The organism is Klebsiella sp. CTHL.F3a (genome assembly GCF_019890895.1).
In the GTDB taxonomy this organism is placed as follows: Bacteria; Pseudomonadota; Gammaproteobacteria; order Enterobacterales; family Enterobacteriaceae; genus Klebsiella; species Klebsiella grimontii.
Window position 1 is genome coordinate 3,235,962 of the sequence record NZ_CP082360.1, and the last position, 23,149, is coordinate 3,259,110.

Genomic DNA, 23,149 nt, shown 5'->3' on the forward strand with positions numbered 1-23,149 from the left:
TACGTTCAGTGGATAAATCCCCTGAGTACGTTTGTTCCATAAACTATCACACGCAACATCAATGAAAGCTAAACGGCCCGTTGCTTAGAGCTTTTCCACCAGCGCTTTAAGCTGCGCAATGAGCTCGCCTTTCTCCCTCTCCTCATCTCCCGCATAGGGCCAGGTGGAATGGCGGATAATCAGACGCGTCGGCAGCAGCTCGCGAATTTTTATCTGCGGAGCGGCCATGAGCTTGATAAGCAGCTCGACCGCCCGTTTCCCGAGAACATTAAAATCCTGAGCGACGGTGGTCAGCGGCGGCTGGAAATAGAGACTGTCCGCCGTATCGTCATAGCCGGTGACCGAGATAGCCTGGCTGCCGGTGCGGTTAAGCTGCGCCAGCGCGCTCAGCACCCCAAGCGCCATCTGATCGTTAGCCACCACGATGGCGCTGAGGCGCGGATGGTGATGCAGCAGCTCAAAAGTTTTGTGCCAGCCGCTGGCGGCGCTCCAGTCGCCAAACACCGTCACCGCATTACTGACCCCCAGCCGGTGCAGCGCCTCGCGCCAACTGCTCAGGCGCATACGCGCGGAAATCGAACTTTCCGGCCCGGCAAGCAGGCCGAACTCGCGGTGCCCGGCGTCCCAGAGATGACGCACGCAGGCGCCGCAGCCGTCGCGGTGATCGAAACGCACGCTGCAAACGTCGGCCTCCGGCGAGACGTCAAGAAACAGGCAGGCAATGTCGGGATTCTCCGCCACCAGCCGCTCCGCGAGACTGCTTTCCAGCGGCAGGCTGATAATCGCGCCGCGGATATGCTGGGCGCGAAACTCATTGAGCCTGGCCTGAAGCGACGGATAATCGATCTGCACCGGCATCGCAATTGAAACTTCAAGCTGATGCAAACCCGCATAGCTTTTCACCGCCGCGGCGATTTGCGAAGGCGCGTGCAGCGTTAGCGAGGCGGTAATCAGGCCAATTGACGGCGCGGATTTCCCCGCCAGCAGCTGCGCAGAACGGTTCGGTACATAGCGCAGCGCCTGCATTGCGCGGATCACTTTATCGCGGGTTCTTTCAGACACCACGTCCGGATTATTCAGCACTCGGGAGACCGTCTGCTGGGATACCCCGGCCTCGCGGGCCACATCTTCTAGCGTTGCCGATCGACGCTGCATAGCGCGCTCCTTCCCTATTTTGAACCCTCAATGTCGTCCGCTAACATTTTATGTTTAAAGGACGACAAAAATCAGCCCTTTTTCCAGCTTTTCGTGATCGCCAGTAGGTTTCATTTTCGCCAATATTGCGGCCTTGACGAAAATAACTGATAACAAATTTATATTGTCTAGCGAATGACATTTTTCTCACTTATCCGTCAGGTATGCGTATGCAACAACATGACTCAATCTCCGCCGCAGGAGCGACGTTTCATCAGGTTCTCGCCCGCGAAGACTGGCAAAACCAGACCATTACCCATCTCAACCGTTTACCGGCCCACCCGACGTTCGCCAGCTGGCGCGATACCGACGCGGCGCGGGACAACCGGCCTTCGGCGTCTCGTCGCCGGCTTGACGGCCAGTGGCAGTTTTCCCTTGCCCGCAGCCCGTTTGCGGTGGATGCCCGCTGGCTGGAAGACGAGCTGCCGGACAGCCGCAGTACGCCAGTGCCATCAAACTGGCAGATGGAAGGCTACGACGCCCCAATCTACACCAACGTTCGCTACCCTATCGATACTACGCCGCCGCGCGTGCCTGAGGAGAACCCGACCGGCTGCTACTCGCTGACGTTCAGCGTTGATGAGGGCTGGCAGGCCAACGGCCAGACGCAGATTATCTTCGACGGCGTTAATTCAGCTTTTCATCTGTGGTGCAACGGCGAATGGGTCGGCTACTCGCAGGACAGCCGCCTGCCCGCTGCCTTCGATCTCTCGCCATTCCTTCAGCCCGGCGATAACCGCATCTGCGTGATGGTAATGCGCTGGAGCGCGGGAACCTGGCTTGAAGATCAGGATATGTGGCGCATGAGCGGGATCTTTCGCTCGGTCTGGCTGCTGAACAAACCGACCCTGCACCTCAGCGACGTTCAGCTCACGCCGCAGCTCGATGCGCTTTACCGCGACGCCGAGCTGCTGGTGAACTTAAGCGTTGCCGCGCCGGTCACGCAGCTGGAAGAGCTGACGGTGAAGGTTGAGCTGTGGGATGAGGATCGTCTGGTCGCCAGCCACCGCCAGTCGCCGGGTTCGCCGATTATCGATGAGCGCGGAAACTATGCCGAACGCGCGGCGATTCGTCTGCCGGTAGAAAAACCGGCGCTGTGGAGCGCGGAAACGCCAAACTGCTATCGGGCGGTCGTCTCCCTGTGGCGCGGCGATGAAACGATCGAGGCGGAAGCCTGGGATATCGGCTTTCGCCGCGTTGAAATCAAAAACGGCCTGCTGCTGTTGAACGGCAAACCGCTGCTGATCCGCGGCGTCAACCGCCACGAGCATCACCACCAGCGCGGCCAGGTGGTGACCGAAGAGGACATGGTGCAGGACATTCTGCTGATGAAGCAGAACAACTTCAACGCCGTGCGCTGCTCGCACTATCCAAACGCTTCGCGCTGGTATGAGCTGTGCAACCGCTATGGCCTGTACGTCGTTGACGAAGCTAATATTGAAACCCACGGCATGGTGCCGATGAATCGTCTTTCCGACGATCCGGCCTGGCTCCCGGCCTTCAGCGCCCGCGTCAGCCGAATGCTGCAAAGCAACCGCAACCACCCGTCGATTATTATCTGGTCGCTGGGAAATGAATCCGGCGGCGGCGGCAACCATGAAGCGATGTATCACTGGCTGAAGCGCAACGACCCTTCCCGCCCGGTGCAGTATGAAGGCGGCGGCGCCGACAGCACCACCACCGATATTATCTGCCCGATGTACGCTCGCGTTGAGCGCGACCAGCTGATTCCAACGGTGCCAAAATGGGGGATCAAAAAGTGGATCAGTATGCCGGGCGAGCAGCGACCGCTGATCCTCTGCGAATACGCCCACGCGATGGGCAACAGCCTCGGCAATTTTGCCGATTACTGGCAGGCCTTTCGCGACTATCCGCGCCTGCAGGGCGGTTTTATCTGGGACTGGGCGGATCAGGCCATCAGCAAAACCTTCGACGACGGAAGCGTTGGCTATGCCTACGGCGGTGATTTTGGCGATAAACCGAACGATCGTCAGTTCTGTATGAACGGCCTGGTCTTCCCTGACCGCCGCCCGCATCCTTCATTAATTGAGGCCAAACACGCGCAGCAGTATTTCCAGTTTACCCTGCTCGCGCAATCCCCGCTGCGGATCGGCGTCAGCAGCGAATATCTGTTCCGCGCCACCGATAACGAAGAACTGCGCTGGCAGGTTCAGGCCGCCGGAGAAACCTTTGCCGAGGGTCAAGTGAAGCTTGAGCTTAGCCCTGAAGGCCAGTGCGAACTGACCCTGTGCGATACGCTGGCGCTGCCCGCCGGCGCCGAAGAAGTGTGGCTAACCCTGGAGGTCGTCCAGCCGCAGGCCACCGCCTGGTCCGACGCCGGGCATCGCGTCGCCTGGCAGCAGTTCCCGCTCGCCGCCCCGCTGGCGCTGCGTAGCCCTGCCCCTACCGGCACGGCGCCAGCGCTGGAGGGCAGCGACGCCGCCTGGACGGTGCGCAGCGGTTCGCAGCAGTGGACGGTCGACCGGGAAAGCGGTCTGTTAACCCGGTGGCAGGTGGACGGCGTGGAACAGCTGCTGACACCGCTGCGCGATCAGTTTGTGCGCGCGCCGCTGGATAACGATATTGGCGTCAGCGAAGTGGAGCGCATCGACCCCAACGCCTGGGTCGAACGCTGGAAAAGCGCCGGGCTGTACGGCCTCAGCGCTCGCTGCGTGGCGTGCGACGCGCAGCGTCTGGCCCATGAAGTGGTTATCGATTGCCGCTGGCACTATCTGCGCGGCGATGAAGTGGTGATTGTTAGCCACTGGCGGATGACGTTTGATAGCGAAGGCAAGCTGCACCTGGCGGTCGATGGCGAACGCGCGGGCACCCTGCCGCCGCTACCGCGCATCGGGCTGACGTTCCAGGTTCCCGACCAGCAGCAGCCGGTCTGCTGGCTGGGCTACGGCCCGCACGAGAACTACCCGGATCGCCGCACCAGCGCCTGTTTCTCCCGCTGGCAGCTGCCGCTGGAAGAGATGACGACTCCTTACATTTTCCCGACGGAAAACGGCCTGCGCTGTGATAACAAAGCGCTGGACTGGGGGCGCTGGCACGTCGCGGGCGATTTCCACTTCTCCGTACAGCCCTATAGCACCGCGCAGTTAATGGAGACCGATCATTGGCACAGGATGAAGCCGGAAAACGGCGTCTGGATTGCGCTCGATGCTCAACACATGGGCATCGGCGGCGACGACTCCTGGACACCCAGCGTGCTGCAACAGTGGCTGCTGCTTGAAAGACAATGGCACTATCAGTTAACGATTCACTTCCAATAATAATCGGGGGCGAAAGCCCCCAACCTTACAGGCATAATAATATGGAATATTTACAATGAAACTCTCTGAACTCGCGCCACGAGAACGGCATAACTTTATTTATTTCATGCTGTTCTTTTTCTTCTACTATTTCATTATGTCAGCCTACTTTCCCTTTTTCCCGGTGTGGCTGGCGGAAGTTAACCATTTAACCAAAACCGAGACGGGGATTGTCTTCTCCTCCATTTCGCTATTCGCCATAATTTTTCAGCCGGTATTTGGCCTGATTTCCGATAAGCTCGGTCTGCGCAAGCATCTGCTGTGGACGATTACGATTTTATTAATCCTGTTTGCCCCCTTCTTTATTTTTGTTTTCTCGCCGTTGCTGCAGATGAATATCATCGCGGGCGCGCTGGTGGGCGGTGTATATCTGGGGATCGTTTTCTCCAGCGGCTCCGGGGCGGTAGAAGCCTATATAGAACGCGTCAGCCGCGCCAACCGTTTTGAATATGGTAAAGTGCGCGTCTCCGGCTGCGTCGGCTGGGCGCTGTGCGCCTCCATCACCGGTATTTTGTTTAGTATCGACCCCAATATTACCTTCTGGATCGCCTCAGGTTTCGCGCTGATCCTCGGCGTGCTGCTGTGGGTTTCAAAACCGGAGAGCAGCAATAGCGCTGAGGTTATTGACGCCCTGGGCGCCAACCGTCAGGCCTTCTCAATGCGTACCGCCGCAGAGCTTTTGCGGATGCCGCGCTTCTGGGGCTTTATTATTTATGTGGTTGGCGTCGCCAGCGTCTATGACGTTTTCGACCAGCAGTTCGCCAACTTTTTTAAAGGTTTCTTCTCCAGCCCGCAGCGCGGAACCGAAGTCTTTGGCTTCGTGACCACCGGTGGGGAATTACTCAATGCGCTGATCATGTTCTGCGCGCCGGCGATTATTAACCGAATTGGCGCCAAGAATGCCCTGTTAATTGCCGGGTTGATTATGTCAGTCCGCATTTTAGGCTCGTCTTTCGCTACCTCAGCAGTGGAAGTGATTATATTGAAAATGCTGCATATGTTTGAGATCCCGTTCCTGCTGGTCGGCACCTTTAAATATATCTCCTCGGCATTTAACCCCAAACTCTCGGCGACGCTGTTCCTGATCGGCTTTAATTTATCGAAACAGCTTTCAGGCGTGGTGCTCTCAGCGTGGGTAGGACGGATGTATGATACCGTCGGCTTCCATCAGGCTTATCTGATCCTGGGCTGTATTACCCTGAGCTTTACCGTTATTTCGCTGTTTACCCTGAAAGGCAGCAAAACGCTGCTGCCGGCCACGGCATAAAACCAGGCCGCTGGAGAGCCTCCGGCGGCGATTCGTTTCCGGGCCGGACTAGGCCCGTGCCGCTAGTCGGCGATCCGCGTTTCCCCGTCGCGATTTTCCAGGCCGTAAAGTCGTGCTTGCGCCATGGACGAAATTAGCTCCGCCAGCTCGGCGGAGTGGCTGGTTAACCAGATTTGGCTATAGCGCGAAGCTTCAACAATGAGCCGGGCCAGCGCGGGAAACATCTGGCGATGTAGGCTGTTTTCCGGCTCGTTAATGGCCAGAAACGCCGGAGGACGCGGGCTCAACAACGCCACCGCCAGGCACAGGAAGCGCAGGGTGCCGTCGGACATCTCCGCCGCCAGTAAAGGCCGCCAGACGCCGTTGCGGCGCATCTTTACCGAGAAACGCGAGTTTTCGTTTTCACAGTAGAAGGTACACTCCGGAAAGGCTTCGCCGAGGATTTCGTGCAGCAGCTCTTCCGCGCCGATTTCCACGATGGTTTGAAAGGCGGCGGCGAGGTTGTGTCCATCGCTGTCGAGCACCGGCGAGCGATAGCCGACCGTCGGATGGCGTAGCGGCGAGAGCCTGCCAATATTGAATTCGTGATAAAAGCGCCAGCGGCGCATGGTTTCCCTGACCCGCGAGACTTCCGGAAAGCGATGCGGCTCGCCCAGCTGGCCAAAAATCGATTCGTTCTCGTAAATTGCGTCGGTGAAGGTGCTGCGCTCTCCGTTGACGTCGACCAGGAACGCAGCCTGATTTTTACGCTCCAGCACACGCGATGACGGGCGTCGGGAAAATCCCGCCAGCCAGATCGACTCCTCTTTAACGATCGGATCCAGCTGAAACTGGGTGGGATAAGGCAGTTTTTCCGGAAAACCCACCTGCAGCTGGTAGTCAAACTCATCGGTCAGACAGCCAATCTGCAACCGTCGCGGAAAGCGGTCGGTCGGCGCGCTCGGCCCAGACCACATGATATTTTCCAGACCGCCTTCATCGCTGATATAGCCGGAAAACTTCCCGTCGGCGCAGGCGGTTAACAGGTGGATGGCTTTATAGATATTGGACTTACCGCAGCCGTTGGGGCCAAAGACGATATTCAGCGCCCCGAGTTCCAGCTCAATATCCCTGACCGATCTGAAATTTTTTATCCGGATATGGTTAATCATAGGTTCCCGAAACTGAGAAAAGCGTTTTGCGCTAGGGTATCGGAGGCACAAGAAAAACGAAATATGACCCGACCGGACGACGAATCGCCGCCCGGCACTGGATCAACTGAAGAATTTTTTCATACCGCGGGTTAGCGCCACTCGTTTAAGTTTGTCCGTATCCTCATGGCTCTCGTTGAAAACGCCGAAAAAATAGCGTTCATCATCAATGGTTTGCGACACGATCCTGTAGCTCAGCGGCTGGCCGGATTTCGCACCGTACTGCGCAGGCGTCACGGAAATCTCCGTCGCGTTATCGGCAACGCTAACCATCAGGCCGTCGCCCTTCCCTCCAACCAGCATCACCTTAATTAACGGGTGCACCATGTCCCTCCCGGGTTGAGGTCAATGATTAATTGTCGATGGCCTTGGGCTGGCAGTTGGCCGTTGAGCCGCCGTGGCCGGACTTGTCTTTAGCAGAGACCGGCTGAGCGCCCTCTTTGCCCACAACGGGTGGTAACGGCACACCGTCTTTGTCCACCGCAGGCGGCGCCGTCCGGCAGGTCGCCGTTTTGCTGACATCTGCGGCCCACGCAGGGGTTTGCAGACTCAGGATCGCCAGGGGGGCAAGCCATAACGCGTTCTTCAGTACATTCTTATAGTTCATACTGGCCTTGAGTTAAAAAATTTCTTTCTTATGCTGCGCTAAGCGCTGATTATTAGTAGCAAAAGCTGACAAATGATGAAGGAAAAAAGAGGAATTGTGAATATCAATAGTTCTTATTTATGAATCGCTACCTTTCCCACAACGGCGCCTGGCGGATCTTATATCCAGGAATTAACTTAATCAATTGAAATAATGGGGCTCCTCCTCATTCTGGCCAGGCTTTTTCGCCATTTGCTTAGCGCTTTTGAGGTCGAAACAGCAGCCTGATTTATATCCCGTACGTTGTAGAAAATTCCTGGAGTGGGCTTCACCGCAGGCTGAGCATTGGTACTTCGCCGGTCAGCCACTAGACTTTAATAAGTCAAACGAAAGGAGACTCCCATGTCATCACAAGATTATGAAAACGACGCGCAGAATCTGGCCGACAAAGTCGGTAATAAAGTGAATGAATTTGCCGGTGAAGCCCAGCAGCAATTTGGTGATGCGGTTGATTCGCCTAAGCATCAGCTGAAAGGCGCGGCCCGGAAATACGCCGCTCAGGCTTCGGATGCTGTTTCAGAGGTCTCGGAACGCGTCAGGGAAAATCCCCTAACCGGGCTACTGGCGGCCGGCGCCATCGGGCTGGTGATTGGTTTGCTGGCGGGAAGGAAATAACCCTATAAGGCCCTTTGGGCCTTAATTTTTGTCTCTCAAGCACGCCAATGCGTAAGCCAACTCAAATCGCCACAACGTCAGCAACCTCAAACTGAAAAACGTACGGGTCGGAAAGCAGCTGAAACCGCTCATCATCCGCGTAGGTCACCGCCACATGATAGTCTTCACCGGCAAAGGCGATGACGGCATCCAGATTGTTCCAGTACGTGGCCAGAAAAAAGTGTTCCCACTCCCCCTGCGTTTCCCGCCTGACAAACGCCCCCGCATTGCCAGGAACGCCACGGGAATGCTGCACGCCTGTCGCCTGCAGATGAAGCGCAAACGCATCGCCAAATGCCACGGGAACACAGCCGTGCCAGGTTCTGACAATCATCACCAATCTCCATAATCAATTAAACAAAGTGCATTTATAGCAAATAAACACCAATAAAAGTGAATTTTTATGCACCTCATAACAAGCAAATCATACCGCATGGTGCATACCTGACATTTGCAGGTATAATCTCACTCATTATTCAGCTGATTCAGACACCAAGATGACAAAACTCACCTTACAAGAGCAGATGCTAAAAGCCGGACTCGTGACCAGCAAAAAAATGGCCAAAGTCCAGAGAACGGCGAAAAAATCCCGCGTTCAGGCCCGTGAAGCCAGAGAGGCGGTGGAAGAGAATAAAAAAGCGCAGCTTGAGCGTGATAAGCAGCTAAGCGAGCAGCAAAAGCAGGCGGCGCTATCGAGAGAATATAAAGCGCAAGTTAAGCAGCTTATTGAAATGAATAAAATCGATATATCCAAAGGCAATATCGATTTTAACTTCACGGATAACAATTTTATAAAAAAAATTGCCGTGGATAAACTGACTCAGGCGCAGCTGATTAGCGGCCGTCTCGCCATTGCCCGTCTGGCTGGTGATAATGGCGGTGAGAGCCAATACGCGATTATTCCGGCGAGCGTAGCGGATAAAATCGCTCAGCGCGACGCCAGCAGCATTGTTTTAAACAGCGCGCTGAGTGCGGAAGAGCAGGACGAAGACGATCCGTATGCTGATTTTAAAGTTCCCGATGATTTGATGTGGTAAGCAACCCGGGCCTCCGCAGACCGGAGATTCAGGCGTAGTCTATGCGGGCATTGTGCTTTACACTGCCCGCGGCAAAAATTGAGTAGATAAACGATTAACCAGGCGGTAACGGCGATGAACGGAACGATCACAACATGGTTTAAAGATAAAGGTTTTGGATTTATCAAAGATGAAAACGGCGATAATCGCTATTTTCATGTGATTAAGGTTGCCAACCCTGAACTGATTAAAAAAGATGCGGCTGTCACGTTCGAACCTACCACGAACAACAAGGGCCTATCAGCTTACGCGGTGAAAGTCCTGCCGGAAAGCAAATATATTTATATTGCAGGCGAGCGAATTAAGCTTACGTCGATCAAATCTTTCCTGGTATACAGCGAGGAAGAGCCCGCCGATGCCCGCATTGATAAAGAGAATGCGGTACTCTCCGTGGGCCTGTTGATGGGAAATATCAGGCCAAAATCCGCCGCGAAACCCGGCGAAATGCGCTCGGTGAAAAAGCTGGCTATCACCACCTTCCAGGGGAGCACCCTCATTTTCTCGGAAGATGAGATTGATATTGAGGCCACGGTAAAACTGCTTAAAATGTAACAACATTCAGTGAAACCAACCGGGCTCTGCGCCCGGTTTGGGGCTTTTGACCAACCTATTCTCAACACCTGCCCCGTATCGCCGCCTGGCGATGGCTAACAGGTAACGCAGAAACCCAGGAGGCGAAATTAATTATAGCGCTGAGCTAAGCGCAATATTGATACCCCCCCCTGCGCGCGATCGCGCTATCTCCGTAAATGAAATATCCCAGAATAAGCTAATTCGCATCATGTGTTAAAACCAAGGTTATTATACAGCACAAAGTGAACAGCATTTACATTTGCATCATTTATCCTCGTAACCAAAAACAAATTTGGTGATATTGATGACTATATTTAAAAGCTTACTCTCCTTTCTTGGTGCGGCTTGCGCCAGCGCATTTGTTGTATTTAGCCTGTGGGTCGATATATACTTTTGGGATTATAATATTTCAGAACTATCACTGACCGAAATTGTGCAAGAGTCCGTTTTAACAGTCATCGTTTTTATTCATTTCCTGCTTGCGAAGCGGTATAAAGCCATGCGCTACTGTAATATTCTTGTTGGCGGGTTTTTCCTTGCCATGCTAATTCGCGAACTGGATGCCCTTTTTGATCTCATTGCTCACGGTAGCTGGGTATGGTTTGCGCTGATTGCAGCTCTTTTAGCCATAATTTATCCTGCCATTCATTATCGTCAGACCCTGCACCAGCTGGCACAATATACCCGTACTCCCTGGTACGGCTTATTAATCAGCGGCCTGTTGGCTATTCTGGTCTTCTCCCGACTCTTTGGCATGCAAACCTTATGGCTGGCCATTCTCGGTGACGGCTACGTCCGGGTGGTAAAAAACGTCGTAGAGGAAGGCTGCGAATCATTCGGTTATATGCTTTGTCTCATCGCCTCAATTGGCTATTTTTGCACTTTTCGCGGAACGTTAGCGCAGAAATCATGTTGAACCATCCGCTCTTAATGACTGTCCCGCAAAAAACAGGTTTTGCCGAGTTGAGGGGGCGAGCGCTTCCCTACGCCAGGCTCCTTCTGTCAATGTTGATCGCCCACGTAACGCCTTTATGTCATGAGTAAGGTAAGTCCTAAATATTCTCAGCGCTTAACTGTTTGATGGTTATGCCCGCAGCGCGAGGATAAGATTTCGCTGCTATGGTACTGCCTCCATAGCAAATTGCTCATCTGCAGCTCTTGCATACGGTTCGCAGGTGAGCAACCTTACCCGCAGCGAAAAATGCAAATGCGTGCCCGGGCACTTCTACAGAATAACCTCGCAAATCCTGACGAATCTGAGCGTTCCTTATCGGGAAAAAATGTACAAAAAACCGGGCGCAGCGCCCGGTCTTATTCTGCTCTAAACAACGCTCGACTAACTCAGCCCGCGGTTTTCCAGCATCGGCTCAATCTGCGGATCGTGTCCGCGCCACTGGCGATAAAGTTCAGCTAAATCAGTGCTATTGCCGCGAGACAAAATCGCTTCGCGGAAGCGCTGGCCGTTTGCACCGGTTAAACCACCCTGCTCAACTAACCACTGGTAGCCGTCATCCGCCAGCATCTGCGTCCACAGATAGGCGTAATAGCCTGCCGCATAGCCGCCGCCGAAAATATGCGAGAAGCATCCTTTTCAATGAGTACATTTACCAATAAAAATCATAAAGTTAACTTCCTTTTATTATGAAAATTCCGTTGATTTAAGCATAAATAGAATCTCATACAATTCAGTCAGTTGCATATCGTTTTGGGGACGACATTCTCTCAATAATGCCTGATTAGCACCTTTATCAGTTCATTTTTTATACTGATAGCTATCAAATAGTGTCCTGTAAGGATGAGGTAATGACTCTATGCTTCTGACCTATAATTTTAAGTCTGGCATCTGACTGGAGGTAGCCATGTGCGGACGCTTTGCTCAATCTCAAACCCGTGAAGAATACCTGGCTTATCTTGCAGAAGAGGCCGAGCGGGATATCGCCTTTGATCCCGAGCCAATAGGACGCTACAACGTGGCCCCCGGAACCAAAGTTCTGTTGCTGAGCGAACGCAATGAAGAACTGCACCTCGATCCGGTTCATTGGGGTTACGCACCAGGGTGGTGGGATAAGCCAGCGCTCATTAACGCTCGCTTAGAAACCGCGGCGACAAGCAGAATGTTTAAGCCACTATGGCAACATGGCCGGGCTATCTGTTTCGCTGATGGTTGGTTTGAATGGAAAAAGGAAGGCAACAAGAAGCAGCCCTACTTCATCTACCGGAAAGACGGCAAGCCCATTTTTATGGCGGCGCTCGGCAGCGTACCTTTTGAACGCGGCGATGAAGCTGAAGGATTTTTGATAGTGACTGCAGCTGCCGACCAGGGTCTGGTCGATATTCATGACCGCCGGCCACTCGTCCTGGTACCGGAAGCTGCGCGAGAATGGATGCGGCAGGATGTAGGTGGGAAAGAGGCGGAGGAAATAATTGCTGATGGCGCTCTGTCAGCAGATCATTTCAAATGGCACCCGGTTTCCCGCGCAGTGGGTAACGTGAAGAATCAGGGGCCTGAATTGATTGAGGCTATCAAAAGACTATAGATTTGATAACGGCCGAAATGTGCCAGGAGCAGACGGATTGGCACGCTATTAAAAAGATTGCTGTACAGCTTATCCAACCCGTCATCTAAAAATGGCACTAATTGAAAGACACCAATCCATCTCCTCATGTATATCTACATCCACACATAGTCATTAAGAAAGGATGAATGAAGATGCTAAAAGGTAAGAGGGCTGTGATTACCGGTGGTGGCGGGGGATTTGGTCAGGCGCTGAGCGTATGGTTGGCACGAGAAGGCGTCGAGGTCGATTTTTGCGCGAGGCGTGCCAATGATATTCAAAAAACTTGCAGTATCATCTCGGCTGAAGGCGGAATTGCGAAAGGATATATCTGTGATTTAACCCAGCCTGAATCCCTTTCTCAGTTTTCTTCACAGTTGTTAAGTTCAGATAAACCCATAGACATTTTAATCCTCAATGCTGCTCAGTGGTTATCCGGAACGTTAGACGATCAACCAGACACAGAAATTATCAATACTGTCAGCTCAGGACTAACAGGTTCGATTCTACTGACTCAAGCATTGCTGCCCAGCTTAAGACGTTCAGAAAGTGCGGATATAGTATCAATTGTATCTTCATGTGGGATTCCGAATTTTACAGATTCAATTGCGCATCCCGCATTTTTTGCCAGTAAACACGGCCTTAGCGGGTTTACAACTAAACTCTCACACCAGTTGTCCGAAGAAAATATACGTGTGACTGGGTTATATCCCCCAGATTTCGAACTGACAGGATTAGATACGTTTGTCGATAACCAATTCAAAATGGGGGAGCGTTTAATGAATGGGCGCTCGGTCTGGGAAACAATTCGCTTTGTGTTGGCTCAACCGCGTAGTTGCCACATTAGTAGCATCTATTTTGATGGTCCTACACGCGAAAAGCTGGGAAATAAAGGCTGAATTTGGGGACGTTGAACAGAGTAGCCAACTTCCGCTCCTCGCTCAGGCTGTGTGAAAACTCCTGATCACTTCTTGGTCTAAGCGATGGTTTCATATGATCAACCATTCTTGATAAACCCATGCGACGAACTGACTTTTTCATTAAAATTAGAAATATACGAATGAATACTGCGGATACCGACATGGCCAATCACATTCAAGGACAAGGCAGGCACCAGGTGACATTACTCCCTGATGCACTGGATGATTTTGTCACTGAAGATAACCCCGTCAGAGTCGTTGATATCTTTGTTGATGGACTAAAGCTCGATTCTCTTGGTTTCAGAAGAGTTGATGCAAAGCGAACCGGACGACCCGGATATCACCCTGCAACCCTACTGAAGTTGTACATTTACGGATATCTCAACCGAATTCAGTCCTCCCGCAGACTGGAAAAAGAGGCCCATCGGAACGTTGAACTGATGTGGTTACTTGAACGATTAACGCCTGATTTTAAAACCATTGCAGACTTCAGAAAAGATAACGGTGAAGGTATCAGGAATGCCTGTAGGGCCTTTATTGGCCTGTGCCGGCAAATGCAAATGTTCACTGATGTCGTTGTTGCCATCGACGGCAGCAAATTTAAAGCAGTAAACAGCAAACCCAACAACTTCACATCTCAGAAAGCCAAAGACCATATTGAGCGCGTTGAGCAAAGTATTACTTATTATTTAAACAAGCTGGATGAAGCCGACAAGAATACTGAGCCAGATGCAAACACAAAGTTAACTGCCACTAAACTGGCCTGGCTAAAAAAGCGTTTACGTGAGCTTCAGGAGATCCAACAAGCAGTCGCACAACAGCCAGATAAACAACTCTCTTTAACCGACCCTGACTCCCGGTTGATGAAAACAAATAATATGAATCGGCAAGTTTGCTACAACGTTCAGACAGCTGTGGATACGAAGAACCACTTGATTGTTGCGCATAAAGTTACCAACACAACAGATAATGGGCAACTTGGTTCAGTAGCAACACTGGCTCAGAAAGCTGTTGGCCGGAAGGACATAACAGTACTTGCCGACAAAGGGTATTACAGTCGCAGCGATATTAAAACAGTTCTGGATAGCGGAGCCGTGGCGTTAGTGCCAAAAGGAGATACCTCTGGTGCTGAACGTAAGGGGCTCTATAATCGCTCAATATTCAGATATAACAGGGAAAAAGATGTTTATGTATGCCCAATGGGCAATGAGCTTCAGAATCGATTTATCTCAATAGAGGACGGACTGGAGCAACATTTATACTTTAACAATATTGCCTGTCGCGATTGCAGCCAGCGCTCCAGGTGCACTACATCGAAACGCGATCCAAGGCGTATACGGCGTTGGGTTCATGAAGCTGAAATGGAAGAAATGCATGCGAGGCTTGAGTCATTTCCTCAGGCGGTAGTCATGCGAAAGCAAACGGTAGAACATCCGTTTGGGACAATTAAAATGTGGATGGGTGCAACGCACTTCCTGATGCGGAAATTTAAAAATGTCAGTACGGAAATAAGTCTACATATATTGGCTTATAACCTGAAAAGGATGATATCGATATGGGGTACTACAGGATTGATATTTCAGCTTCAGGAACAATACGGCTAACGGTTCCGGCCGTTTTATCCTCCAGAAACAAATATTAGGCTCTTTCCCGCAATAAAAATCTCTGAAACACCCGAATAAAATCACAGATTAACTCGTCAACTTAAACAGCATTCTCAAAACACAGATGAGAAATATTTTTTGGCTACTCAAAGCTATGAGTTTTCACACAGCCTGCGCTCATAGCGGACCTTTAGCCCAGTTAGCTTGTCCGCTTCGTGCCAGAAGCGACCATGGCGCGTCTCTATACCGTTGTGCGAGGTATCTCGGTATGATCAATGCAACCCTGGCCCTGTAACGTCGTATGGACAGCTACATCAAGAGGGGTGTGAGGCTCGGCACCTAAAAATTTCACCAGTTTCGTATTGTCCAGGCGGACCGACTGGCGCCACAGGTACCGCATCTCCAAAAGCTCGCGTAAGGTTGCGTTGAAAGGCGCAGCCAGGTACGCGAACCACCACGGAAATGATTGTATTTTGGCAACGCCGCCGTAGCGCGCCGCAGTGCGTTGAATCGCACTGACCATTTCGCTGCCGTCGGCATCCCAATGGCCTTGCATATGGAAGCGCGCAAAGGGCTCAAGTTCCTCGCGTCGTTCTAGCAGCGCAGCTATCGTTTCCGCTACATCAGGTAAATAAGCCCACTGGTGACCCGTTTCATGCGAACCAGGATTGCTAATGACGCCAGGCAGCTTGCCGGGTTTAATCAAACCTTGAGAAAACCAGTTATTACCGGCGCGTGGACCAAAAAAATCCCCTGCACGGAGGATTAATACCCGCCCGCCCCGCTGCGAATAGGCCTCAAGTTCGTTCTCCATTTGTACCCTGATCGCTCCCTTCTTTGTGACCGGCATCTGCGGAGCATCTTCCCGTACTAGCGGAAAAGCGTCAGGACCATAGTTGTAAACGGTACCGGGAAGCACGATCAAGGCGCCGGTTCGTTCTGCTGCGCCGATCGTGTTGCACAGCATAGGCAGCACCAGATGCTCCCAGTTTCTGTAGCCGGGCGGATTGACAGCATGAACGATCGCGCTACAGCCTGCCGCCGCCGCGGCGACCTGGTCCGGGTCGAGAACGTCGCCCCCTATCCACTGGATGTCATCACGTTGTTCACTGCCATGAAGTCCTCGTTTTAGTGCACGTACGTCCCATTTTTTCTGAATGAGCCGGCGAGCAGTTTCACCACCGATACCGCCGGTTGCGCCAAGTATCAGTACTTTGCCTCGGGTTTCCATAATATCTGCCTCTTCGCTGATTTGACCTTGACAGCGTACGTACAGGCAGAGCTAAATGGAATTGCATATCTTTATAGGGCAGCTATACAAATTTGTATGAATAAATCTATCCCATGGGAGTGGTACCGAACATTTCTGGCTGTGCTCAGGGAAGGTTCGCTTTCCGGCGCATCACGCAGGCTTTCGATTACGCAGCCTACGGCAGGACGCCATATCGCTGCGCTGGAGTCCGCTCTGGGCCAGGTGTTGTTCACGCGGTCGCAGACGGGCCTGCTGGCGACTGAAACGGCGCTGGCGCTGAGGGTGCATGCCGAAGCGATGGAGAGCACCGCGAATACGTTAGCGCGTACAGCCTCCAACTTTAGTCATAACAGCGCGTCCATTTGTGGCGTTGTCCGCGTCTCCGCAAGTGACGTTATCGGCGTTGAGGTTCTGCCACCGCTTATTGCCAGGCTCAGGAAGTCTCACCCACAAATAACGATTGAATTAGTTCTGTCGAACCGGGTTCAGGATTTACTGCACAGAGAAGCCGATATTGCTGTACGCATGACTACGCCAGTACAGGAGCAGCTTATTGCGCGTCGCGTTGGGCGCATTGAGCTCGGTCTCCACGCATCGACTTCCTATCTCGCACGTCATGGCACACCTGAAAATAGCGAAGATTTGCTGAACCATGCGCTGGTTGGCTTTGATCAGGATACGCCTTTCATCCGTAAGGCCCTGGAAAAATTCCCTCAGCTAAGCCGCGATGCCTTTTCCATGCGCACCGACAGCGACGTGGCTCAGCTGAATCTTATTCGCGCCGGTGCCGGCATTGGCATATGCCAGGTGCAGTTGGCCAATGGCTATATTCCATTGCAGAGGTTACTGCCGAATGTCTTTTCTTTCTATCTTGATACCTGGATCGTCATGCACGAAGACCTGCGTAATAGTCTGTGCTGCAAATTGGTTTTCGATGTTCTGGCAAAGGGATTAGGGGAATATATCGGCCAGAGACAGGAACAGTGAATCGCCATGGAGAAAAGGCCGCTAGTTCGAACTCCGTCTGTTAACGACCTTCAATACATCATTTATGAGACTGAAAATAATATTCAGCCACACTTATTCCTGTTTGCGGCCAGAGCAGAAAAAAACCACTATATTAAAGGGATATGTTTGTTCTGTAGCATTTAAATCAATAACATACATGGCCTTTAATAATGTAAGTGATACCTGTTCGACACGCGGAAACAGAGTGGAATGTGAAGGGTATTATTCAGGGACAGAGTGATAGTGCGTTGACCCTGCGACTTCATGTGCATCTCCGCCCTGCAAACAAGTGATACCATAGAAGGTATGAACCTGCTTCAGGAATGCTCATGAAACCGACCCTTAATCAGTTGATTAACTTTTGCACTGTTGCTGAAACCGGAAACATCGGCAAAGCCGCCAATAAACTCAATATTTCGCAGCCCCCCTTAAGCCGGCAAATTGCCCAGCTGGAAACCATCCTCGGTGCAAAGCTATTTAACCGGGCCGCTAAAGGTGTCAGTTTAACCCTTGCCGGAGAGCAATTTCTGGTGGACTGCCAGGCGGTGCTGGCAATGCTGGAGCAGGCTTGTAATAACGTACGGGCAGTAGAATCAGGGCAGAAAGGTGTTCTGAAGTTAGGTGCAACAATGTATGCCAGCTATAGCGTTGTGCCTCATGTTGCCATACAGCACCGGGATACCTATTCTGATGTGGAATTGCATTTTCAGGAGATGGTCCCCTCTGATTTACACGCCGCATTACAGGATGGCAGATTAGACGCGGCAATCAGCTTCTCCGAGACGGCCACTCCGGGAATTCATTCACTGGTGCTCTTGCGTGAGCCGCTAATCGCCGCCCTTCCTGCCAATCACCCCCAGGTTCAAAGCGAGCATTTCAGGCTTGAATCACTCAGTGATGACCCATTCATCACTGTTCCGCGCCAGAGTGCACCGATGCTCTATGATTCCATCCTTCATCAGTGCCTCAAGGCCGGATTTAGCCCGAAAATAGGACTGGAAGCCTCCATACAGCAGACTGTAATGAATTTTGTGGCCCATGGCGTTGGCGTGGCGCTTATTCCCGCAAGTATGGAGAATGCCCAATTGCGTGGTGTAGTTTACCGGAGGCTGGAAAATCCGAATATGGTGGAGAATATGCTGATGTGGTCGACAAAGAACAAAAACCCGGCTTTACCGGGTTTTGTGAACCAGTGCCGCAGTATCAGGGATAAACTGCATGCACCGCAGGCCGAACGGATTAATGATTAACTTTTACTGATAATGATTTCGATCACATTAGGTTTGCCACTCGCCAGTGCGGCCTCAACTGCCGGGGCGATATCCCCGGCACGAAGAACTTTTCTGGTTTCCAGTCCCATCGATGCACCCAGCGCCTGATAATCAACTGCCGGATTAACCAAATCCATTGCGATAAAGCGTTCTGTTTGTGCCGAAGTATAATCCGCCTGTGAACGCATGAAGTTTTTCAATACGTTATATTCCGTGTTATTCATTACAATAAAGGTTACCGGCAGTTTTTCATGTGCGGCCGTCCAGAGAGCCTGAGGAGAGTACATCGCAGCGCCGTCGCCCACAAAGCACACCACAGGCGCTCTTCCCAAACCGAGTGAATAGCCCACAGCTGCAGGCATCCCCCACCCCAGACCACCGCCGCGTAAAAAGGCATATTGATCCGCGCGGGGACTGTTGAGTGATTTACGAAGCGAGCCGCTGGTTGCAATCGCTTCGTCAACAATTGCCACATCGGGTCCGATCGCCCTTGCGGCCTCAAAGGCAGCCACGAGTGGCGTAATTACCGTAGCAGATTGTTGTTCCTTAACCTGCTCTAGCAGACTATCTCTGCTCAATTCAAACTCATTAACCGCGCTTACAAAACGACGTTGATAATCACTTCGATGGTTTGCCGTGACTTTTTCCAGCTCGGGCAGTAGCACCATTAACGATGATTTAATATCGCCAACCACTGAGAGTTCACTACTGTAGGTGCGTCCCAGGTCGCCCGCATCGGCTGATAACTGGAACACTTTACACTGCTCCGGTACTGCCTGACCTTCTGTATAAAGAATGGTGATAAGCGACTTACCACCAAGTGCGAAAATAGCATCGTACTGGCCTAATGCTCTGTTAATTTCCGTCGCTTTAGTGGACAGGTTGCCCCGCCAGAGAGGGTGTGCTGTTGGGTAGGGGATCCGGTTTGGCCATGTTGAACCGTATACGTCAGCGGCAAGCATCTCAGCAAGAGCAACAACCTCGCTGGCCGCTCCACTTTGGTAAATTTCGTCGCCGGCAATCAGTGCGACTTTACCTGGAGTAAATGCCGCCAGCTTACTTGCCAGCAAAGGTAACGAACCCGCGACTGCATTGCGGTCAATAGTAGAAGGCGCCCCGATCCCGATAGAACTCATCGCCTCCATTACATCCATCGGAAGCGACAGGAAAACGGAGCCTTTCGGTGCAGCGTCTGAATCGTGGAAAGCCCGGCGAACTAATACCGGTAGCTGGTCAACGTGAGTCACCTCCTGTGACCATTTAGCGAACGTTTTACCCATTCCCACCAGATCACCCAACAATAGCGGATCGGCTGTCGTGTGGCGTAAATCCTGCTGCCCCGCTGTCACCACGAGTGGCGTCTGTGAACATTTTGCATTCAACAGGTTTCCCATGCCGTGGCCTAAACCACCGGCGGTATGCAGATTCAGGAATCCTGGTTTTTTTGCTGCCTGCGCATAACCGTCCGCCATGGCTACTGCGCTCGCTTCCTGCAGAGCTAACACGTACTGAATTGACGGTTTTCTTAACAGCGCATCCATGAAGGGCAGTTCGGTTGTGCCTGGATTACCAAACACATATTCCACCCCTTCACTTTCCAGAACTTCTAACAATACATCACCGCCACGACGTGCATTGGCGTTGTGGACTTTAGTTATTGCGTTACTCATAGAATGATCACCTCTATCTGCATATTCGTTCGCCCTGTCTGGCGGGTGATTCAATCTTAATAACAGGTATGACATCCTTTCCAATACTATAATGATGCCCAGCCATACCCTTTTAGGTATGGAAAGTCATTCGTTTTCCATTAGGAATTGTAAAGTGTTCTGTGTCGAAGAACTGGCTCCGCGCCGCTTCAACACAGTGCCGGATCGGACTTTTCTACCGCCGCTGAGGTATTAATCAATGGAGAACAGGTCCTATTTATCATATAAATTAACGGACACGCTGAGTTTTACAGGAATATCACCGATGAATACTGCCGCCTCCATTGCCCTTTTGAGCGCTTGCCCATTTGTGAGTCTGGCGGCAGTGCCGGTGACCTTTTCCGAAACTGTCCTGGAGGCCGCTGGGCCGAAAGGTCCTTTGAAGGGTACGTTACTCACCCCAAATTCTAAACCAACCGCGGTTGTTCTTATCATTCCTGGCTCCGGGCCGACCGATCGGGATGGAAACAACCCGCTTGGTGTGAATGCATCGCCTTACCGACTTCTTGCTGAAGGTCTGGCGGCAAAAGGCTTTGCAACGCTTCGTATCGACAAACGTGGAATGTTCGCTAGCGCAATGGCCGTAGAGGATGGCAATGCGGTGACGATCGCTGACTATGTTGACGACGTTCGATCCTGGGTAGAAGTGCTTAGACGTCAGATGCACGCTTCCTGTATTTGGGTTTTAGGACACAGCGAAGGAGGCGTAGTCGCCCTTGCCTCGGCTCAAGAAGAGGATCTGTGCGGGGTGGTTCTTATTGCAACGCCCGGGAGGCCGATGGGCGAGGTGTTGAGGGGGCAACTTTACGCTAATCCGGAAAACGAAGTGCTATTAAAGCAGGCACTGCCGATCATTGATGCTCTCGAGCATCGGCGCCGGGTAGATATTTCGAATATGCATCCAGCACTGCAAAATCTCTTTAATCCTGGGGTGCAGGGGTTTTTGATCAATGCGTTTTCATATAATCCGGGTCAGCTCATTTCGCGTATTTCCAAACCCGTGTTAGTGCTACAAGGGCTACGCGATCTTCAGGTGGAAGAAACGGATGCAAGACTGCTTAAGGCCGCGAATCCTCAAGCGTCCTTAATTATACTGCCCGATATGAACCATGTTATGAAGGAGGTGACTTCGGACGATAGCAAGGCGAATATCGCTTCATACGCTGATCCAGCGCTCCCCTTAGCTCCCGGTTTAATCGACTCAATTAAGCATTTCCTCATCCACAACTCACCTTTTCCCGAAAAGTAACAGCTGCTCTGGTCCCTGTGTACTGCAAAAAAACGATGTCCTTTTAAAGCGTTCAGCATCCTTTAAAGCATTCATCTGCTTTTCGTTCTCGGCAGTCTCCCCCCTTAAATAGGGTCTGCTTCGTGCCAGCAGCGAACATCCTCAGGATAACTTACCTGTCTTCTGGTCGATTAACTTATTTGTCTACTTACCAGGTCTTGCAACATTTTTCCGGCAATCTGAATATGTCGCTTAACTTCAGTTCGCGCTTGTTCGGCGTTTCGTTGCTGGCAGGCAATAAGAATACTCGCGTGGTCATCCTGAAACAGGGATGTCTCAGAGAGTAGCTTTCGCTGGAGGTATTCATACCGCTCAATCTGATTGCGAGAATCATTAATCATGGTCAGTAGACGATGATTTTCGCACCCGCTATAGAGAAGATCATGAAACTCACGGTTTAGTTGCCCTTGCAGTTCGAATTTGGTACATGAAGCAAGAAGACTGTGCGTCAGCCCCGCTCTCGCCAGATTATCAGCACTCAAATTATTGACGCTCTGAAATATTGCTTCGCCCTCGAGCAGAGAACGCAGCTGGTAAATTTCATTAAGATCATCAACAGATAACGTTCTGACAATTGCTCCGCGATTTCTAAAAATCTCCACCAGACCCTCATGTTCAAGTTGTCTGATCGCCTCCCGCATTGGAATACGGCTTACATCAAAATGACTTGCAAGGTCTCTTTCGACAAGCCTTTCACCATCACGAAGACTACCGTTGTTAATCATTTCTCTTAACTTATTAGCGAGTAAGTCTGCGGTTGAAACAGCTCTAAAGCTCATAAACGACTCCGAAAATAACGATGGTATAATGGTATACCATTTGATAGATTGAGTCCAGAAATGCGGCGGCGAGACAAATCTAATATTTCCAAAACAATAAGTTAATGCACACGGAGACCAAAATGATCGAGAGAGAGCATCACTACCAGGTGAACGTTAAATGGACGGGAAATAAAGGTAATGGCACGCAGTCTTACAAAGACTATGAGCGAAGTTATGAGATTTCAGGGGGCGGAAAACCTGTAATTTTGGGGTCATCAGACCCCGCATTTCTGGGCGATGCCAAATGTTGGAATCCGGAGGACCTGCTCGTTGCTGCTGCTTCAGCATGCCATAAATTATGGTATCTGCATCTCTGCTCGGAAGCAGGGATAAGCGTTATAAGCTATGTTGACCGAGCACATGGAACGATGCGCGAAGGGAAAAAAGGATGTTTCACCGATATTACTTTAAAACCTGAAATAACGATACGTCCCGGAGATGACATCAATCGAGCGCAGGCTCTCCATCACCGCGCGCATGATCTTTGTTTCATTGCAAATTCCCTTAATTTCCCGATTACATGCCAGCCAGTTATTACTCACAGCCAAAATGGCTAACGAAATCTGCAGGCAGGTAACCGTGTGAAATAGCGTGCCGGTACAATAGGGCGTCATCCAAACTGAATGGTAGACGTCCGCTTCTCGCTCAAAGCAGATATTCGGTACTATTTTTCCAGTCCAGTTTGTACGAAACCTACCTCAGCAGGTAATCCCATCCCGTCGACGTCAAACCATCAGCGAACGAGAGAACAGCGTCGCTGCGGGGGTAAAAATTATCTCTCACCCGCCTGTCCGGTTGACTTAT

Annotated in this window: 21 protein-coding genes and 3 pseudogenes; 15 read left to right on the forward strand and 9 right to left on the reverse strand. The window is 51.6% G+C overall.

The window, feature by feature from the left end:
- Positions 1–84: 84 nt before the first annotated feature.
- Positions 85–1,155 (reverse strand): LacI family DNA-binding transcriptional regulator, encoded by a 1,071-nt coding sequence (locus K7H21_RS15220; RefSeq protein WP_004119785.1) that lies wholly within the window; start codon positions 1,153–1,155, stop codon positions 85–87.
- Between the two features lie 209 nt (positions 1,156–1,364).
- Between K7H21_RS15220 and K7H21_RS15225 the strand changes: the two genes are divergently transcribed.
- A complete protein-coding gene (locus tag K7H21_RS15225; RefSeq protein WP_049123358.1) occupies positions 1,365–4,472 on the forward strand; it encodes a beta-galactosidase in 3,108 nt (1,035 codons plus the stop codon).
- Positions 4,473–4,527: 55 nt separating this feature from the next.
- Positions 4,528–5,778, forward strand: a complete 1,251-nt coding sequence (locus K7H21_RS15230; RefSeq protein WP_004119781.1) for an MFS transporter — start codon at positions 4,528–4,530, stop codon at positions 5,776–5,778.
- Positions 5,779–5,840: 62 nt separating this feature from the next.
- Here K7H21_RS15230 and K7H21_RS15235 read toward each other — a convergent pair whose 3' ends face one another.
- The 3 genes from K7H21_RS15235 to K7H21_RS15245 all read right to left on the reverse strand — a co-directional run bounded on the left by K7H21_RS15235 (position 5,841) and on the right by K7H21_RS15245 (position 7,575).
- Positions 5,841–6,929, reverse strand: coding sequence for an AAA family ATPase (locus tag K7H21_RS15235; protein WP_004119778.1), 1,089 nt, complete (start codon positions 6,927–6,929; stop codon positions 5,841–5,843).
- Between the two features lie 102 nt (positions 6,930–7,031).
- Positions 7,032–7,292, reverse strand: coding sequence for a hypothetical protein (locus K7H21_RS15240; RefSeq protein WP_032742114.1), 261 nt, complete (start codon positions 7,290–7,292; stop codon positions 7,032–7,034).
- Positions 7,293–7,320: 28 nt separating this feature from the next.
- Positions 7,321–7,575 (reverse strand): hypothetical protein, encoded by a 255-nt coding sequence (locus tag K7H21_RS15245; protein WP_004119770.1) that lies wholly within the window; start codon positions 7,573–7,575, stop codon positions 7,321–7,323.
- Positions 7,576–7,956: 381 nt separating this feature from the next.
- On the opposite strand from K7H21_RS15245, the gene K7H21_RS15250 reads away from it, so the two are divergent.
- Positions 7,957–8,229, forward strand: a complete 273-nt coding sequence (locus K7H21_RS15250) for an ElaB/YgaM/YqjD family protein (RefSeq protein ID WP_004136268.1) — start codon at positions 7,957–7,959, stop codon at positions 8,227–8,229.
- Between the two features lie 61 nt (positions 8,230–8,290).
- Here K7H21_RS15250 and K7H21_RS15255 read toward each other — a convergent pair whose 3' ends face one another.
- The gene (locus K7H21_RS15255) at positions 8,291–8,602 is read right to left on the reverse strand and encodes a hypothetical protein (protein ID WP_004119764.1); all 312 of its coding nucleotides are present in this window, start codon (positions 8,600–8,602) and stop codon (positions 8,291–8,293) included.
- A gap of 163 nt (positions 8,603–8,765) precedes the next feature.
- Between K7H21_RS15255 and K7H21_RS15260 the strand changes: the two genes are divergently transcribed.
- The 3 genes from K7H21_RS15260 to K7H21_RS15270 all read left to right on the forward strand — a co-directional run bounded on the left by K7H21_RS15260 (position 8,766) and on the right by K7H21_RS15270 (position 10,833).
- A complete protein-coding gene (locus tag K7H21_RS15260; protein ID WP_004119762.1) occupies positions 8,766–9,305 on the forward strand; it encodes a DUF2058 domain-containing protein in 540 nt (179 codons plus the stop codon).
- Positions 9,306–9,419: 114 nt separating this feature from the next.
- A complete protein-coding gene (locus tag K7H21_RS15265; protein ID WP_004119760.1) occupies positions 9,420–9,896 on the forward strand; it encodes a cold-shock protein in 477 nt (158 codons plus the stop codon).
- Positions 9,897–10,221: 325 nt separating this feature from the next.
- Entirely contained in the window at positions 10,222–10,833 is a 612-nt protein-coding gene (locus K7H21_RS15270) for a hypothetical protein (RefSeq protein WP_004119758.1), read from the forward strand.
- 420 nt (positions 10,834–11,253) lie between these two features.
- On the opposite strand, the pseudogene K7H21_RS15275 reads toward K7H21_RS15270, so the two are convergent.
- Positions 11,254–11,499, reverse strand: a pseudogene (locus K7H21_RS15275) (M3 family metallopeptidase); the annotation flags it as partial.
- Positions 11,500–11,776: 277 nt separating this feature from the next.
- On the opposite strand from K7H21_RS15275, the gene K7H21_RS15280 reads away from it, so the two are divergent.
- The 4 genes and pseudogenes from K7H21_RS15280 to K7H21_RS15295 all read left to right on the forward strand — a co-directional run bounded on the left by K7H21_RS15280 (position 11,777) and on the right by K7H21_RS15295 (position 14,996).
- On the forward strand, positions 11,777–12,454 hold the full coding sequence (locus K7H21_RS15280) for an SOS response-associated peptidase (RefSeq protein ID WP_123829311.1): 678 nt from the start codon (positions 11,777–11,779) through the stop codon (positions 12,452–12,454).
- Between the two features lie 173 nt (positions 12,455–12,627).
- Positions 12,628–13,152 (forward strand): annotated as a pseudogene (locus K7H21_RS15285) (SDR family NAD(P)-dependent oxidoreductase); the annotation flags it as partial.
- A gap of 15 nt (positions 13,153–13,167) precedes the next feature.
- Complete coding sequence (locus K7H21_RS29220) at positions 13,168–13,371, forward strand: hypothetical protein (protein WP_235891344.1); 204 nt, start codon at positions 13,168–13,170, stop codon at positions 13,369–13,371.
- Positions 13,372–13,553: 182 nt separating this feature from the next.
- A complete protein-coding gene (locus tag K7H21_RS15295) occupies positions 13,554–14,996 on the forward strand; it encodes an IS1182 family transposase (RefSeq protein ID WP_022645573.1) in 1,443 nt (480 codons plus the stop codon).
- Between the two features lie 241 nt (positions 14,997–15,237).
- On the opposite strand, the gene K7H21_RS15300 is transcribed toward K7H21_RS15295, so the two are convergent.
- Positions 15,238–16,227, reverse strand: coding sequence for an NAD-dependent epimerase/dehydratase family protein (locus tag K7H21_RS15300; RefSeq protein ID WP_223035186.1), 990 nt, complete (start codon positions 16,225–16,227; stop codon positions 15,238–15,240).
- 96 nt (positions 16,228–16,323) lie between these two features.
- Here K7H21_RS15300 and K7H21_RS15305 point away from each other — a divergent pair, with 96 nt between their 5' ends.
- The 3 genes and pseudogenes from K7H21_RS15305 (at position 16,324) to K7H21_RS15315 (ending at position 18,506) form a co-directional block, all read left to right on the forward strand.
- On the forward strand, positions 16,324–17,235 hold the full coding sequence (locus tag K7H21_RS15305) for a LysR family transcriptional regulator (protein ID WP_004120988.1): 912 nt from the start codon (positions 16,324–16,326) through the stop codon (positions 17,233–17,235).
- Positions 17,236–17,432: 197 nt separating this feature from the next.
- Positions 17,433–17,516: pseudogene (locus K7H21_RS15310) on the forward strand (histidine phosphatase family protein); the annotation flags it as partial.
- Positions 17,517–17,585: 69 nt separating this feature from the next.
- A complete protein-coding gene (locus K7H21_RS15315) occupies positions 17,586–18,506 on the forward strand; it encodes a LysR family transcriptional regulator (RefSeq protein ID WP_049078941.1) in 921 nt (306 codons plus the stop codon).
- On the opposite strand, the gene K7H21_RS15320 is transcribed toward K7H21_RS15315, so the two are convergent.
- Positions 18,503–20,197 carry a thiamine pyrophosphate-binding protein gene (locus tag K7H21_RS15320; protein WP_112165204.1) on the reverse strand — a complete coding sequence of 565 codons (1,695 nt, stop codon included), beginning with the start codon at positions 20,195–20,197 and terminating at the stop codon, positions 18,503–18,505. The two genes, K7H21_RS15315 and K7H21_RS15320, sit on opposite strands and share 4 nt — an antisense overlap.
- Before the next feature lie 304 nt (positions 20,198–20,501).
- On the opposite strand from K7H21_RS15320, the gene K7H21_RS15325 reads away from it, so the two are divergent.
- Positions 20,502–21,485, forward strand: coding sequence for an alpha/beta hydrolase (locus K7H21_RS15325; RefSeq protein WP_154902011.1), 984 nt, complete (start codon positions 20,502–20,504; stop codon positions 21,483–21,485).
- Between the two features lie 170 nt (positions 21,486–21,655).
- On the opposite strand, the gene K7H21_RS15330 is transcribed toward K7H21_RS15325, so the two are convergent.
- Positions 21,656–22,303, reverse strand: coding sequence for a GntR family transcriptional regulator (locus K7H21_RS15330; RefSeq protein WP_049115550.1), 648 nt, complete (start codon positions 22,301–22,303; stop codon positions 21,656–21,658).
- Positions 22,304–22,425: 122 nt separating this feature from the next.
- Between K7H21_RS15330 and K7H21_RS15335 the strand changes: the two genes are divergently transcribed.
- Entirely contained in the window at positions 22,426–22,902 is a 477-nt protein-coding gene (locus tag K7H21_RS15335; protein ID WP_049115548.1) for an OsmC family protein, read from the forward strand.
- Positions 22,903–23,149 lie beyond the last annotated feature (247 nt).